Here is a 14,791-nt window from a genome sequence, read left to right on the forward strand (position 1 = left end):
GGGGGAGGTAGTCGTGGATAGAGCCTTGGATGGAATTAGAGTATTGGATTTATCAAGAGTTTACGCTGCACCGGCTGGTTCAATGATATTAGCTGATTTAGGTGCCGATGTAATTAGAATAGAATCACCTATGGGTACTGATAGCATGCGAGATTGGGGGCCGTTTGTGAATGGTCACAGCAGCTATTATTTTACAGCCAATCGGAATAAACGTTCTATTACCCTTAATTTAAAATCTCATGAAGGATTGACTATTTTTAAGCAGTTAGTAGCGAAAGCTGATATCGTCCTTGAAAACTTTAAAACAGGGACATTGAAAAAGCTTGGTATTGACTTTGATGAATTAAAAAAAATCAATAATAGGATTATACTTTGTTCTGTAACAGGCTTTGGACAAACAGGTCCAATGCGTACAGAACCAGGTTTTGATCCAGTTATTCAAGCGATGAGTGGATTAATGGATGTGACAGGTCACCCTGATGGTGAGCCAACAAAAGTGGGGATTCCAATTGCGGATATTCTTACCTCTAAATATGTCGCTATAGGTATCTTAGCCGCTTTAAGGATGCGAGATAATAATGGTGTGGGTCAGCATATCGACTTATCTTTACTAGATGTGCAAATCAGCTCAATGGCCAATATTGCGAGTGGCTACCTAAATACTGGTATGGAATCTAAAAGATTAGGCAATCAACATAATAATGTTGTTCCCTATCAAGTTTTTGATTGTAAAGACCAACCGCTAATGATTTGTGTAGGAAATAACCATTTGTTTAGACAATTATGCATACTATTAGATAAACCAGAATGGGTAAGTGATCATAGGTTTCAAACAAACGAAAAACGCTTAGAGTATAAAGATATCTTAGTCCCATGGATAGCTGAACAAATGTTAGCAAATACAGCAGACAATTGGTTAGAGAAGTTTTCCCAATACGGTATTCCTGCTGGAAAAGTTAATAGTATTACGCAAGCCTTTAATGATCCGCAAGTAATTGCAAGAGAAACGGTTGGAACAATGTTACATCCAGTGATGGGAGAGGTGAAATTAACGAAAAGTCCTTTACGTTTTTCTGGATTAAACATAAGGTGTGATCTGGCACCACCAATCCTCGGAGAGCATACAAATTTGTTCTTACAAGAGGAATTAGGTTTGGATGAGGGAGAAATAGCAGCATTAAAAAAACAAGGGGTTATATGAGAAAGATTTATATTTTAAAACATTCGTATAATTGAATTGCTCATCTACCTATTCTCATTTGAGTAAAATAACACTTTTTTACCGATGTGTTGGCACCAGAAAGATACTTCATTAGATATTCTATTTTACATGGATGAGAAACTCCTGTTTTTTCTCATCATTCCTTACCAAATTACCTGGCAAATGTGAAGCAGGATATGTGTCGGAAGTAGTAAAAGCCAAGTAAAATATGTGTTGATATCTATCACTACATGGTAAAATATAGATGAGGATGAATATGATGAGGAGGAAGAAATGAATGAGTTTCTTTTCTAAAGTTTTAGCTAGTGTGGGTATAGGTGGCTGTAAAGTGGATACAAAACTTGCAAAAGCATCTTTTGTGCAAGGCGAACAAATCGACGGTGTCATTGCAATCACCGGTGGGAAAATAGATCAACAGATTGAACATTTATATATAGAAGTATGCTGTAAATATGATGTCGAAAATGATGATAATGGGGTAAGCACACAAACAGCAGTTCTGAGTCGCCAATTGATTACACAAAATATAACCGTTTTAGAAGGTGAAGAAAAAGAAGTGCCTTTTTCTTTTCAATTACCTTATGATACACCGATGACTTACGGAAAAACAAAGGTTTGGTTACAGACTTCAGGGGATATTAAGAACGCTATGGACCCTAACGACACAGATTTTATAAAGGTTGAGCCTAATCAATTATCTTCTTCCATTTTACATAGCATGGAGGATATTGGATTTAGGTTAAGAGAAGTAGTATGCGAGGAAGTACCTAGAAGATTAAGAGATAAATATCCGTTTGCTCAAGAGTGGGAATTTGTTCCTGCTAGTGGAGAGTTTCGAGGCCGGTTGGATGAAATAGAATTGATCTTCATGAAGCAAAATGAAAGTAATGTGGAATTACTCATTGAAGTCGACCGTCGAGCAAGAGACTTTGGCTCCTTTCTTTCAGAATTTATGGAAACAGATGAGACGAAATTAAGGGTCTGTTTGTCTGTAAATGATATCCCTCAAATGGAAGCGAAACTTACAGAGCTTATTCGCAAATATGCTTAAAATGTAACAATATTTACTGGTTATATGCTGGAAGTAAGTAGAATAATAGCCTAATAGAAGCTTAACAAGACAATGATTTTAGCTATTATGTTTATTTATGAATGTGATTTTATGCGAACATATCAGAGGATAATCTTCATTGGATATGTTCGCATTTGTCGTTTCAAGCATATTAAGTCAATCTATAGATGTTCTAATAAATCAGAATTTTTGAATTAATCACTTGGTTTGGTATACTTGTATTATGTTTAATTAAGTAAAATAATTGCTTTACATACAGGAGAGGTTTGGAAAGGGGTAGAATAAATGAAAGCGGTTGTATTAAAAGACAAAATGAAAAAAGGAAATATGATTGCTCCATTATATTATGAAGAAGTAGAGACACCACAGCCCAAAAAAGGTGAAGTGCTCGTGAGATTACATTATGCTGCTGTTAATCGTCGTGATGTATTTATCCGATATGGTGCTTATCCTGGAATCGCGGTTCCTTCTGTTTTAGGTTCTGATGGGGCAGGTGTCATTGCAGCATTAGGTGAAGGGGTTTCAGGTATCGCTCTAGGTAGTGAAGTTGTCATCAATCCAGGGCTTGATTGGGGAGATAACATTGACTATCCTCAAGCTAAACATACAGTACTTGGTGTTCCCTCAAACGGGACTTATGCACAGTATGTGACAGTACCTGCTGAGAATGTGCTACAAAAACCTTCTCATTTAACATTAGAAGAAGCAGCTGCCATTCCATTAGGCGCACTTACAGCATACCGAGCCGTTGTCACAAAAGGTGAGGTCAAACCATCTGATACCGTTATTATTCCGGGTATTGGAGGAGGTGTTGCGACTTTTGCATTACAAATTGCTGTAGCAAAAGGAGCGACGGTCTTTGTTACTTCAAGCAGTGATGAGAAAATTGCTTATGCTAAGGAACTAGGGGCTACTGATGGAGTAAACTACCGCAATGAGGATTGGGTGAAGGAATTAAAAGCACTATCAGGTGGTGCCGATTTAAGTATTGATAGTATTGGTGGATCTACCTTTAATGATCTCATCTATTTGGCTAAACCTGGTAGTAAAATCGTCTCCTTTGGTGCGACATTAGGACCGGTAGAGCAAGTTGTGATGCCAAGAATCTTCTTTAAGCAATTACATATTCTAGGGACAACAATGGGTAGTGCTTCTGAATTTAAATCAGTGATTGATTTCTACGGGGCTCATAAGTTAAAGCCAGTAATTGATGGAGTATATGATCTACAAGATATTGAAAGTGTCCATGAGAAAATGGATAAAGGAAAGGTATTTGGGAAAATGGTTTTAAAAATACCGCATGACTAAGAAGGAAAAATGGTATTAAACATGATTTATCGTTGCCAGGCCAGCTATGAAATTATCATCCACTCATCAAAGATATCAAATCCCAACTGACATGCAAAAATGAAAAACATATAAAATAAATAGCAAAAGGTTGATCTTATCATTACTATAAGTTCAACCTTTTTATGCTGCTTATTGATAATTATTCAGGTTTCCATGAGCTAAATCTTTTTTCAATCAAGCCGATAATGCCGGTGAGAATGACACCAGAAACAGCGATTACAACGACACCTACAAACATTTCCGCAGTTTTTAAATTTTGGCCTGCATGTGTGAGATGATAACCAATACCAGCTGTAGATGCATACATTTCACCAACGACAATTGCGATTAATCCCTGTCCTAGCCCTAAGCGAATACCGTTTAGAAGAAAAGGAACTGTGGAGGGGAGAGCAATCGTTTTAAATATTTGGAATTCAGATGCGGTAAAACTACGAGCTGCTTTAATTAAGTTTTGATCTAGAGTGGACATGGCCTTTTGTGCACTCATGACAATAGGAAAAAATGCCATTAAAAATACGACGACGATTTTAGATGCCACACCAATCCCAAAAGCAATGATGATTATGGGTAATAATGCAACTTTTGGCGTAACGTATAGAGCGGATACAAATGGACTAATTATACTGTTGAAAATACGATTCCACCCTGCAAATATGCCAATCGGAATCCCTATCGCCATAGCCAGTATAAACCCAAGTGAAAATTCATAAGCACTAACACCTAGATGTTGCCAATACCTAGGATCTGCAAAAAGTGTCGTAGCCGCTTCAACAATTTTAATAGGTGAGCTTATAAATAGTGGGTTAATAAGCTTATAATAAGAAATCAATTCCCAAGAAATTAAAAATAGAATAACGGAAGTTACACTAATCCAGACGGTGCTTTTTTTTGTTTTTATTTTTAGCGATTTATTTTTCACTGGAATGGTGGATGTCATTTCGGTTTTACTCACTGAATGTCTCCTCCTTAGGCGAATCCTTGTTTTGCTGACTCATTTTCTATTAACTGCCAAATACGGTCAACATATTGTAGAAAATGTGGTTCTCTTTTTATCTTCAATTCTCTTGGTCTTACTAAATCAATCGAAATATCTTCTACTAAATGGCCAGGTCTTGCACCAAACACAAAAACGCGATCAGCTAAAAAAACAGCTTCGTCGATTTGATGGGTGATAAAAATACTTGTTTTTTTCGTTTCACTCCATATTCTCACAAGTTCCTGTTGCATAAATTCTCTTGTTTGTGCATCAAGAGCGGAGAATGGTTCATCTAAAAGTAGTAAGGAGGGTTCCACTGTTAAGGCTCTTGCAAGGTTTACTCGTTGTTGCATACCACCAGATAGTTCATGCGGATAATGACTTTCAAATCCTTTGAGGCCAACCATTTCGATATATGTTTTCGCTAGCTCTCTTGTATCAGGACTCAGTCTCTTTTGTAATTCTACCCCATATAAGACGTTGTCCATTACATTTCTCCATGGAAGGAGACTCGGAGATTGAAAGACCATAGAGCGATCTTTCCCAGGTCCGACTATTTTCTTATTATCTAAAAGAATGGACCCATTACTCGGTTCAATAAAACCGATCACAGTATTTAAGAAAGTTGTTTTTCCACAACCTGATGGACCGACAATACAAATAAATTCTCCTTCTTGAATGGCGAGGTTAATATTTTTTAAAGCAGTTACCTCTTGACCGGTTTTATGGTTCATATAAGTGACATCGAGGAATTGACTTTGCAGTTTAGGTATTGATTGTGTATCTTTCATCGTACCCTTCCTTTCCTATTATTTTGGGAAAGCCTCTTTTAAGTAACGATTTGTCCAAAGTTTTTCTTCAGCCGTATCATGAGTTTGGCTTACACCAGAAATTTCACTTAATTCAACTAAAGGGTCTTGTGCGTGATCCCATGCAGCTTGAGTCATTTCACCATACCCGACATAGGTTGGTTTTAATGAAGTGAGTGATTTTTCTAATATTTCTTGATCAACTCCTTCAAAATACCCTGTAATTAATCCAGCAGCTTCACCTGGATTGTCCCGAGTAAATTCAATCGCTTTTCCTAATGCCCTTACAACTTTTGTAGTAAGTTCAGGGTTGTCTTCGATATAGTCTCTTTTCGCAACAACAATCTCCCAAGCTAGTTCAGCGTACATTTCTTCTTCACTTAGTTCGAGTGCAAGTGAACCACCATCTTCTGCTTCAACCAGTGCAGAGAATGGAGGTGACGCAATTCCACCATCAATAATACCTTCTTGCATTCCACCGACTTTTGATCCTGTTCCTTCCATTTTTACTGTTTCAAGGGTCGATTGATCTTGTCCATACTTTTCCATTAAATAACGTAAATAAACATCGCCGGAATCTCCCACTTGATTAGAGCCAATTTTTGCACCAGCTAATGCTTTTACTTTCTCCTCAACAGTGGATTCCTTTGTTATGCCTTTTTCTTTCATAAAGGCTTCAGACAGCGCTACTTCATATGTGAGAGCAGAATTTAATCCTTGGATGGCTACAAGGTTTTCTCCTGCCTCAATGGCAGATAACATGGCACGTGGTGCAGCTAGCGCAAATTGTGTATCTCCTGAAAGAATAGTCGCTGTTACTTGGGAACCACCACCACCTGAAGCAATATTTGCCTCGATCCCTTCGTCTTCAAAATATCCATTTTCAATTGCCACATAGAGAGGGGCGAAGGAAAGAATTCGTGCTGGCTCTGCAAAAGTAAGTGCGGTCTTCCCATCCTCTGTAGTAGAAGAAGCATTTCCACAAGCTGTCAGAAGGAGCAGTGTTGACAGTAATAAAGTGAATAAAGTGCTTTTCATGTTAATTCCTCCTTTGTTTTATATATAATACATAGTTTTAAATATACAAAAAAGATTTGATTAATGTCAATATTATTTGAATATTTTATTTATTTTGATGAGTTCGATATATCTTTTACCGATTCTAGAGTAGAAAGATAGTCGAAGGAGAATTTCGTCTTTTAATCTAATTAAAGAATCCTATGTATGAATGGATTATTCTCCAACATTTGGTGATTCAACCGTTTATTATCAGTTATAATGGTAAATAAGGGAGGTGGGTTGATGAAGCCTAAACCGATTTATGTGGAGATTGATATCAATCGTGCGCTAGATGACGTTTGGACATACACACAAGAACCTACTAAGCATGTGGAATGGGATATCAGGTTCTCAAGCATTCACTATGAAGAAATACTGGATGATGATGTACAAACTTTTACATATAAGCGAAATATCCCACCACTTTTAGAAATAATAGGATGGGGGAAAACAAAAGGTAGCGTAGATAGGGATGGAAAAAAGACTTCATCGCTTCATTTCGGTACCGATTATTCGTTTTCGCCAATAAGGGAAGGTAGAGGATACTGGAAATATGAACCTAAAGGAGAAAATAAGACATTATTTATTACCCAATATGACTATGATGTCCCATTAGGTAAGTTTGGTATGTTGCTAGATAACTATTTTTTCCGACCTTTATTAGGATGGTCAACGGCCCTTAGTTTCGATGTATTGCGAAGATGGTTAGAAAAAGGGGAAAGTCCTCAGACGCAATATCGAAATTTTATCATTCACTGGATAGTTACTTTTCTATTTGCTTTTATATGGATCTATCACGGTTTGGTTCCTAAATTGATTACACAACATCCCCTAGAGGTGCAAATGATTACTGATGTATTGCCAGTCTCATATGCGCATGCGAAAATATTGACGGTAATAGCTGGTGTAGGTGAGATTGCCTTTGGCTTGAGCTTTTTATTTATTCAGCGAAAAGGGAAGCTGTTTATAATAGCCCTCTTGCTTTTATTTGCTTTAGGCATAGCGGCAATTGTCGGAATTCCATCTTTAATGACTGCCCCCTTTAATCCTTTTACGTTTAACACTAGTTTAATTATACTTGCCCTGATTGGGTGGTTAAGTTCGGCTCATCTACCGTCTGCTAAAAATTGTAGGAGAGTGAAAAAGCGCAAATGACTATGTATGAGCAAGTATTAGGTGAACATTTTGAAAAATTACATAAGAGAATGCAGCAAAGATACCGTTTCAATGAGGCAACTTTTATAGGAAAAGGGAAAATGGACATGATTGAAAATAAATGGTGGCTACGCCCTTTTTTATATTTAGCGACAAAAAGACGCTTAATGTTCCCTGAATATGGTAAAAATATTCCGTTTGAAGTGAAAAATACGTTGAATGTAGAAAAAAACGAAGTGTATTGGGAGCGGAAGTTTTTCATTGGTGGGAAAGTACGTTTTTTTGATGCAAACATGAGGTGGAATGAACAGACGAGAGAAGTGGATGATTTTTTAGGATATCCGTCCCCTTTATACTCATCACTATGTTTTCAAGTACAACCTTGTGGTGGTCTAAAGATTGTGTCGGGTCGGCAAAAGTTGCTTATTGGTAAACACGAGGTAGAGATTCCCTCTTTCTTTCAAGTAAAAGCAGAGGTGTATGAACAATTTGATGAGAAGATTGGCCGGTTTCGAATTAAAGTAAAAGTAATGAATCGGCTTATAGGTACATTGTTCACATATGAAGGGACTTTTATTGATGAATAGACAGAAAAAAACATTACTTATCCTATACATCATTTTATTTATTATCACACTTATCGTATCAATCGATAGTGGATATTTTTTACTTTTGACCGTAGCACAAATGATTTATGTTCCGACAATGATCTTGCTTATTGTTGAGAAAGGGGATTGGATAGACAGATACGGATGGCTATTCATTACAATTGGTGTCCTTTCGATTTTTATACTAGCGGTTTTCACTTCAGGTGAGACCAATTGGATTTTCTCTACAATTTATCTGTTCTATACGGTTTTCATATGTTTTTATGGGGTATGGCGCTTTCTAAATCGAGGTTTCACTCTCTTTGAAGAATTTTTGATTGATGTTGGCTTGATTTATTTAGCGATTGGAGGATTATGGACATTTGCTCATTATAATGGAATTGATACTGGTTTTTCTCCAATGATTACTTGGTTAACGAGTATCCATTTTCATTATGCTTCTTTTTTATTACCGGTTTTTGCTGGTTTTTTAGGACGCGTACTAAAAGGGAAGCGAAGGGGTTTTTATTACTGTAGCACAGCCGTCCTTATTGCACCGCTTCTTCTTGCAATTGGCATTGCTGTTTCTTATTGGTTAGAAGTAGTATCCGTCGTTCTTTATATATATGGAATCTATGGACTGATTTATTATGCATTAAGAGCACGAATTCATAGATTGTTTTACAAATCCTTAGCTGTCATTTCATTTGCTTCCTTAGGTGTAACCATTTTATTTTCTGTTGCCTATATCATAAGTCGATTTGGTGGAAATGAAGGGATTACTATTCCTTTCATGCTTCAATTTCATGGTATAACGAATAGTGTCTTTTTTGCTTTATGTGGTTGCTTAGCTTGGTTTTTTATCCGACCCCAAAGTCGTTTTGTTAAGCATAATATCCCATTGAGTCATGTGAGAGGTGGCATGATGGTTGGTGAAGAAGTTTTAACTAAAGTGAAAGACAATAGAAAAGTAGAGGGACTTGTTGAAGAACTACAAAGTTATTCATCCCGTTCGATTCCAAAACCATACCGAGATTTTTATGAACATACGGGCGAGTTTCACTTGTATGCAACTGTACATTGGGCTAAATGGTTTAAACCATTTGCTTTCTGTTATTACCAAGTGAGCCGCTTCGTTAAACAAATCCATTTACCCCTCCATAGCAATAAAATAGAAATGAACGGTGAGTTGGTATCGGTCTCATCTAAAGTCGATGGGCGAACAAATCCCCGAGCGTGGGTGAGAAAAATAAACAATGACGTTTGCTTTATTGCTTTATATGCAGCACATGAACATTTAGGGAAAAAATATATGAATATAAGTCTACCCCTTCCTTTCTCTGCTATGACCGGTATTCTTTCACTGAAGATGGATAAAGAGAACTTAGTATTAACTAGTTTTCAAGAAAATGAGCAGTCGCATGAAGGGATATATTTTCAATGGAGAAATCACTTCTTCCGTTTGCCATTAAATGAAAAATTTACGATGTTTGTTTCAAAAGATGGCAAGTTAATGGCGAATCATCATATGTGGATATTCGGAATCTCTTTTCTATTTATCTCCTATGAGATTGAAAATAGGCAGGAAAAAAATACTTAGAGTAGAACTATATTAGCATGATTAAATGATAGGTTGCTAAGGAGTGCCTTAAATGGGAAAGATGTTAATAAAAGGATTTCGTATGTTAGATGGGAAGAAATTTTATATACGACATGCTGAAAGCTCGGATGCCAATGAGTTGCTACTGTTTACTAAGGATGTCATAGAGCAATCTCCTTATTTATTGATTGAGCCCAATGAATATCAGCTTTCCTTCAAACAGCAACAGCAAAAAGTTCAGCAAATACTTGAAGGTCCAAGTAAGTTATTGTTAATTGCTGTTTTTGGAGAGGAGATTATTGGCAGGTTAGATTTTAGTGTAGCCAGTCGAAAGAAAATTGCGCATACAGGAACTTTCGGGATGAGTGTGAGTCAATCTTTTCGTGGAAAAGGGGTAGGAAAAGCGTTACTTTCAAGTTTACTTTTATGGGGTAGACAACATCCAAAAATAGAAAAAATAGAGTTAGAAGTGCTGGCTGAAAATAAAGCTGCTATCCACTTGTATGAGAGTGCGGGTTTTGCAGTCGAAGGTGTTAAAAGGCAGGCAGTGAAAAATCGTTATAATGAGTATGATGATCTCATCTTAATGAGTTATTTTTTCGATAATAGCAGAATGTAAAGAAGAAAAAAGGTGATGAAAGGAATCATCACCTTTTTTCTTACTTTTGTTTGTTAAAAGCTTCCTTCACATCGCCGAACTTTTCTTTAACTGTTCCTTTCACTTGATCCATCTTACCTTCAGATTTTTTTGATGTATTATTTGTACTATTACCATATTCTTCTTTCATTTTTCCTTTTACTTTATCTTTAAGACCATCCATCTGCTCTTTATTCATTTGTACCACTCCTTTTGAAGTTTGTTACATTTATTCCCTTTATCAAAAAACTGAAACCTTTTTCTTCGATTATTCGTTTATGAAACTGATAAACTATTGAAAAGAGACAACTTTGTGTGGGGGAAAAGAAAAGGTGAAGATGGTGAAAGTTTTTAGGGCGTTTGTATTTGTGCTCATATTAATTATTATTCTATTATTATTTATCCAATATTTATTTGGTTCATTATTTAAGTATAAAGATGTACCTTTACCAGTTGAGGTTCATCCCGAAGTAAGAGCTAAGACAGAACAGCTAATCACATCATTAGAAGACAAAGGAATCACTATATTGATTACAGATGATTATCGCAGTTTACATGAACAAGATGAGCTGTATGCAAAAGGGCGAAATGAAGAAGGACAGATTGTCACACATGCCAAAGGTGGAGAATCTTATCATAATTATGGGTTAGCTGTTGATTTTGCACTAGTCACAAAAGGTGGAGAGGTTGTATGGGATATGACATATGATGGGAATGGAAATGGCCAAGCTGACTGGGATGAAGTAGTTGCAGAAGCGAAAAAGTTAGGATTTGAATGGGGTGGGGATTGGCAGCATTTTAAAGATTACCCGCATCTGCAATATGACTTTGGTTTATCGATTAATGAATTACAAAGGGGGAAAAGACCACCAGAAGAAGAATAATTATCGTTAAGGGAGGGATTGAGTGTGTTGGATATTGCTGCTGTAACTAAAGAGGAAGGTTTTGATCTGCATTTGCATACGACTGCCTCAGATGGTGAACTAACACCTCTTGAGTTAATGCAATATGCTGTTGAAAAAAGATTAAAGACTATCAGTATTACAGATCACGATACGATTAATGGTGTGGAAGAGGCATATAGCATCTCCCACAATCTCCCTATTCAACTTATTAGAGGGATTGAGCTATCATCATCATATAAAGACAGAAGAATTGATATATTAGGTTACGGTATTCACCCAACTAATCATCTTAAAAAAAAGCTTGCATTAATTTTTGAAAATCGGTTAGATCGTGCCAACAAGATGTTAAAACTGTTAAACTCTTATGGCGTGCATATTAATATGAGAGATATTAGAAAACAGATGGTAGGAGAGCTTATTTGTCGTCCCCATATTGCCATGGCTATAGTTGAAAAGGGCTATGCATCGTGTAAGATTGATGCTTTTCGGCGATACATCAGTGATGATAGCCCAACACATGTTCCACTCGATACGATGTCTGCGGAAGAGGCGATTGCCACTATTCATGAGGCTGGTGGACATGCTGTGCTAGCTCATCCCCGGCTCATAAAAGATGACCAATTAGTGTTAGAATTACTGCATTTAGGTCTCGATGGTATTGAAGTTTGGCATCGCAGGCATACGAGTAAAGATGTGAAAAAATACAAAAGAATGGCAAAAAAATATGAGATTCTGCAAACAGGCGGATCAGATTTTCATACATACGCCCACTATTTGGGTGAATTTGGTTATAAACGATAATGGAATTATGGAGGTTTGTCATGCCTATTTGTCAACATTGCCATCACAAGTGGAGTTGGATGCAAACATTTAAAAGGCTATTTACTATTAGAAGGGCAATAAAGTGTATGTATTGCGGTGAAAATCAATATCAAAGTGTAAGGTCAAGAAAAGTTACTTTCTTTTTACCGCTCGTTTCCTCATTTATGATCGCTTTTATTTATCTTTTTAACCCTTCGCAAACCATTGTATATCTATTCAGTGGCTTCGTATTTATCCTTATTTGTCTTGTCATGCCTTTTTTTATCCGATTCATTAAGGATGATTATGTAATGTAGTGAACTAATGAAGAACTAAAATTTTGCTTGCTATGATGATATGGTAAATACCATTGCATCATAGCTTTTTTTCATTATATATACTCCACTGCCTTCGCCCCTTTTAGGTATATGTTTCAATTTTATCTTTCAAAGACTTGCCTATAGCAAAGTCGAGATACAAGCATAAATTAATATTAGATAAAAAAAGTGCTATGGTCTAGTAATGGAAAGGAAAGGGAGTGAAGGGATGAAGATCATGACAATTTTGGGGACAAGGCCAGAAATTATTCGCTTAAGTTTAATCATAAAAAAACTCGATCAATTAATTGATGAACATCTTATTGTACACACTGGTCAGAATTTTACAAACGAATTAAGCGATATCTTTTTTAAAGAACTAGGCTTAAGACAACCTGATTATATATTAGCATCAAAACAGCAATCACTAGGGAAACAATTAGCCAAAATGTATAGCGAGCTAGAAGGTATATTACAAGATGAGGCACCAGATAAAATTCTCGTATTAGGAGACACCAATAGTGGACTCAGTGCTATTTTAGCTGAGCGCATGGGAATTCCAGTATACCATATGGAGGCAGGGAATCGTTGTTATGATTTAGAAGTGCCTGAAGAGAAAAACCGCCGTGTAATTGATGCGATTTCAACAGTTAACCTTCCTTATACACCAGGAAGTAAAGAAAACCTATTAAGAGAAGGGATTGCCCCACAAAGAATTTATACTTCAGGCAATCCGATTAATGAAGTCATCCAACACTATTCGGTCCAAATTAATCAAAGTAATATCTTAACCTCATTATCACTACAAAAAGGAAATTATTTGTTACTTACTGCACATAGAGCTGAAAATGTCGACCATCAAGAAAGGCTGCTTGAGATATTAAATGGCGTTAATCAAGTAGCTGACCATTTTAATAAACGTGTCATTTGCAGTATTCATCCCCGCACAAAATCCAAAATCGATCACCTTACCGATTTCGTTTTACATCCATTAGTCGAATTCCATCAGCCATTTGGTTTTTTTGATTTTGTACAGCTTGAGAAAAATGCTTTCTGTGTATTAACGGATAGTGGAACAGTCCAAGAGGAGTGCTGTTTATTCTATATTCCAACTGTAACGATCCGCCATACAACAGAAAGACCTGAAACATTAGCCTGTGGAAGTAATATGATTTCTGGTATTGATGCAGAAAGAATACTTTCCTGTGCAAAAATAATGACGAGTCAGCCGACAAGTTGGAAATTGCCTGAAGGCTACGAAGCAGAGGATGTTTCAGATAAAGTAATCAAACTACTATTAGGGGGACTGACAGTTGTTTAAAGATAAAATCATCTTAGTAACCGGCGGAACAGGGTCATGGGGCTATGAACTCGTCGAGCAATTACTTTTCTTACAACCGAAAGAGATAAGAATACTATCTAGAAATGAGTCTAATCAATTTTCAATGAAAGAAGCATTTGATCATCATCCTTCATTACATTTTTTAATTGGAGATATAAAAGAAAAAGATGCAATGATTGAAGCAACACAAGGAGTACATTATGTTTTCCATCTTGCGGCACTTAAGCATGTTCCTGTATGTGAAGACCAACCGATTGAGGCATTAAAATCCAATGTAATTGGAACACAAAATGTCATAGATGCAGCGATTATTAATAAAGTAGAAAGAGTTGTATATATATCCACAGATAAAGCTTCTAACCCGTCGAACTTCTACGGTTTATCTAAAGCGATGGGGGAGAAATTGATTATCCATGCCAATACATTAAACTCGGCTACAAAGTTTGTTTGTATAAGAGGCGGAAACGTACTTGGTACAAATGGAAGTGTCATTCATGTGTTTAAGAGACAAATACAAGAAAAGGGAAAGGTAGGTATCACCGATCCAAGAATGACAAGATTTTTCTTAACAGTAGAGGAAGCAATTAAATTGGTATTTAAAGCAACTTTTGAAAGTATCGGTGGTGAAACATTTGTAATGAAAATGCCTGCATGCAAAATTACTGATCTCGCTGACTTATTAATTGAGGCATCAGGAAAACCGAATATTGGAACAGAAATTCTTGGAGTAAGACCAGGAGAAAAAATCCATGAACTTTTACTATCAGATTATGAAAGTACAATGACCGTCACTTATGATGATGAATACTATGTTATCCTACCCTCTATTCATATCGATGGTTTGAAGGCTTATTATAAAGATTATCAACCGATTAATCTAGAAGAATATAATTCTGGTCAATCGTTAATGGATAAAGAGGAGCTGAGGAAGATGTTGAAGAAGGGCGGGTTTATTTAAA

The 14,791-nt window shown here is 36.5% G+C and carries 16 protein-coding genes; 12 read left to right on the forward strand and 4 right to left on the reverse strand.

Features of this window, described 5'->3' with window-relative positions; all coding sequences use genetic code 11:
* Positions 1-13: 13 nt before the first annotated feature.
* The 3 genes from MKX83_RS11460 to MKX83_RS11470 all read left to right on the forward strand — a co-directional run bounded on the left by MKX83_RS11460 (position 14) and on the right by MKX83_RS11470 (position 3,602).
* Positions 14-1,201 carry a CaiB/BaiF CoA transferase family protein gene (locus tag MKX83_RS11460; protein WP_095373413.1) on the forward strand — a complete coding sequence of 396 codons (1,188 nt, stop codon included), beginning with the start codon at positions 14-16 and terminating at the stop codon, positions 1,199-1,201.
* 298 nt (positions 1,202-1,499) lie between these two features.
* Positions 1,500-2,273: a sporulation protein gene (locus tag MKX83_RS11465; RefSeq protein WP_322909275.1), complete on the forward strand. Its 774-nt coding sequence runs from the start codon at positions 1,500-1,502 to the stop codon at positions 2,271-2,273.
* A 306-nt stretch (positions 2,274-2,579) separates the two neighbouring features.
* On the forward strand, positions 2,580-3,602 hold the full coding sequence (locus MKX83_RS11470; protein WP_322909276.1) for a zinc-binding dehydrogenase: 1,023 nt from the start codon (positions 2,580-2,582) through the stop codon (positions 3,600-3,602).
* 181 nt (positions 3,603-3,783) lie between these two features.
* On the opposite strand, the gene MKX83_RS11475 is transcribed toward MKX83_RS11470, so the two are convergent.
* From MKX83_RS11475 to MKX83_RS11485, 3 genes are read right to left on the reverse strand one after another with little or no spacing between them, the layout of a single operon-like run.
* Positions 3,784-4,596: an ABC transporter permease gene (locus MKX83_RS11475; RefSeq protein WP_095373410.1), complete on the reverse strand. Its 813-nt coding sequence runs from the start codon at positions 4,594-4,596 to the stop codon at positions 3,784-3,786.
* Positions 4,597-4,610: 14 nt separating this feature from the next.
* The gene (locus MKX83_RS11480) at positions 4,611-5,411 is read right to left on the reverse strand and encodes an ABC transporter ATP-binding protein (RefSeq protein WP_095373409.1); all 801 of its coding nucleotides are present in this window, start codon (positions 5,409-5,411) and stop codon (positions 4,611-4,613) included.
* 18 nt (positions 5,412-5,429) lie between these two features.
* Entirely contained in the window at positions 5,430-6,467 is a 1,038-nt protein-coding gene (locus MKX83_RS11485) for an ABC transporter substrate-binding protein (RefSeq protein WP_341055403.1), read from the reverse strand.
* A 264-nt stretch (positions 6,468-6,731) separates the two neighbouring features.
* Here MKX83_RS11485 and MKX83_RS11490 point away from each other — a divergent pair, with 264 nt between their 5' ends.
* Genes MKX83_RS11490 through MKX83_RS11505 form a run of 4 tightly spaced genes read left to right on the forward strand, consistent with a single transcriptional unit; the run spans position 6,732 to position 10,449 of the window.
* The gene (locus MKX83_RS11490; RefSeq protein ID WP_322909277.1) at positions 6,732-7,643 is read left to right on the forward strand and encodes a DoxX-like family protein; all 912 of its coding nucleotides are present in this window, start codon (positions 6,732-6,734) and stop codon (positions 7,641-7,643) included.
* On the forward strand, positions 7,640-8,230 hold the full coding sequence (locus MKX83_RS11495) for a DUF4166 domain-containing protein (protein WP_341055405.1): 591 nt from the start codon (positions 7,640-7,642) through the stop codon (positions 8,228-8,230). Before MKX83_RS11490 ends, MKX83_RS11495 begins: the two co-directional genes overlap by 4 nt.
* Entirely contained in the window at positions 8,223-9,830 is a 1,608-nt protein-coding gene (locus MKX83_RS11500; protein WP_341055407.1) for a YndJ family protein, read from the forward strand. Before MKX83_RS11495 ends, MKX83_RS11500 begins: the two co-directional genes overlap by 8 nt.
* 52 nt (positions 9,831-9,882) lie before the next feature.
* Positions 9,883-10,449 carry a GNAT family N-acetyltransferase gene (locus MKX83_RS11505; protein ID WP_341055409.1) on the forward strand — a complete coding sequence of 189 codons (567 nt, stop codon included), beginning with the start codon at positions 9,883-9,885 and terminating at the stop codon, positions 10,447-10,449.
* 40 nt (positions 10,450-10,489) lie between these two features.
* On the opposite strand, the gene MKX83_RS11510 is transcribed toward MKX83_RS11505, so the two are convergent.
* On the reverse strand, positions 10,490-10,666 hold the full coding sequence (locus MKX83_RS11510; protein WP_341055411.1) for a CsbD family protein: 177 nt from the start codon (positions 10,664-10,666) through the stop codon (positions 10,490-10,492).
* A 139-nt stretch (positions 10,667-10,805) separates the two neighbouring features.
* Here MKX83_RS11510 and MKX83_RS11515 point away from each other — a divergent pair, with 139 nt between their 5' ends.
* The 5 genes from MKX83_RS11515 to MKX83_RS11530 all read left to right on the forward strand — a co-directional run bounded on the left by MKX83_RS11515 (position 10,806) and on the right by MKX83_RS11530 (position 14,790).
* On the forward strand, positions 10,806-11,351 hold the full coding sequence (locus MKX83_RS11515) for a M15 family metallopeptidase (RefSeq protein ID WP_341058614.1): 546 nt from the start codon (positions 10,806-10,808) through the stop codon (positions 11,349-11,351).
* Between the two features lie 24 nt (positions 11,352-11,375).
* On the forward strand, positions 11,376-12,173 hold the full coding sequence (locus MKX83_RS11520; RefSeq protein WP_157733994.1) for a PHP domain-containing protein: 798 nt from the start codon (positions 11,376-11,378) through the stop codon (positions 12,171-12,173).
* A 20-nt stretch (positions 12,174-12,193) separates the two neighbouring features.
* Entirely contained in the window at positions 12,194-12,490 is a 297-nt protein-coding gene (locus MKX83_RS24635) for a TIGR04104 family putative zinc finger protein (RefSeq protein ID WP_445293162.1), read from the forward strand.
* A gap of 229 nt (positions 12,491-12,719) precedes the next feature.
* Entirely contained in the window at positions 12,720-13,811 is a 1,092-nt protein-coding gene (gene wecB / locus MKX83_RS11525; protein WP_307314169.1) for a non-hydrolyzing UDP-N-acetylglucosamine 2-epimerase, read from the forward strand.
* Entirely contained in the window at positions 13,804-14,790 is a 987-nt protein-coding gene (locus MKX83_RS11530; protein ID WP_095373400.1) for a polysaccharide biosynthesis protein, read from the forward strand. The genes wecB and MKX83_RS11530 overlap by 8 nt, the downstream gene beginning before the upstream one ends.
* The last annotated feature ends 1 nt before the right edge of the window (position 14,791 follow it).

It is taken from the genome of Cytobacillus sp. FSL M8-0252, assembly GCF_038007345.1.
Lineage (GTDB): Bacteria > Bacillota > Bacilli > Bacillales > Cytobacillaceae > Cytobacillus > Cytobacillus kochii.

Excerpts from the sequence above, each read along its gene's own strand:
- MKX83_RS24635 (WP_445293162.1), top strand. The coding sequence starts at position 12,194 with ATGCCTATTTGTCAACATTGCCATCACAAGTGGAGTTGGATGCAAACA.
- MKX83_RS11470 (WP_322909276.1), top strand. The coding sequence starts at position 2,580 with ATGAAAGCGGTTGTATTAAAAGACAAAATGAAAAAAGGAAATATGATT.
- MKX83_RS11490 (WP_322909277.1), top strand. The coding sequence starts at position 6,732 with ATGAAGCCTAAACCGATTTATGTGGAGATTGATATCAATCGTGCGCTA.
- MKX83_RS11510 (WP_341055411.1), bottom strand. The coding sequence starts at position 10,666 with ATGAATAAAGAGCAGATGGATGGTCTTAAAGATAAAGTAAAAGGAAAA.
- MKX83_RS11485 (WP_341055403.1), bottom strand. The coding sequence starts at position 6,467 with ATGAAAAGCACTTTATTCACTTTATTACTGTCAACACTGCTCCTTCTG.
- MKX83_RS11495 (WP_341055405.1), top strand. The coding sequence starts at position 7,640 with ATGACTATGTATGAGCAAGTATTAGGTGAACATTTTGAAAAATTACAT.
- MKX83_RS11515 (WP_341058614.1), top strand. The coding sequence starts at position 10,806 with ATGGTGAAAGTTTTTAGGGCGTTTGTATTTGTGCTCATATTAATTATT.
- MKX83_RS11505 (WP_341055409.1), top strand. The coding sequence starts at position 9,883 with ATGGGAAAGATGTTAATAAAAGGATTTCGTATGTTAGATGGGAAGAAA.
- MKX83_RS11465 (WP_322909275.1), top strand. The coding sequence starts at position 1,500 with ATGAGTTTCTTTTCTAAAGTTTTAGCTAGTGTGGGTATAGGTGGCTGT.
- wecB (WP_307314169.1), top strand. The coding sequence starts at position 12,720 with ATGAAGATCATGACAATTTTGGGGACAAGGCCAGAAATTATTCGCTTA.
- MKX83_RS11500 (WP_341055407.1), top strand. The coding sequence starts at position 8,223 with ATGAATAGACAGAAAAAAACATTACTTATCCTATACATCATTTTATTT.
- MKX83_RS11480 (WP_095373409.1), bottom strand. The coding sequence starts at position 5,411 with ATGAAAGATACACAATCAATACCTAAACTGCAAAGTCAATTCCTCGAT.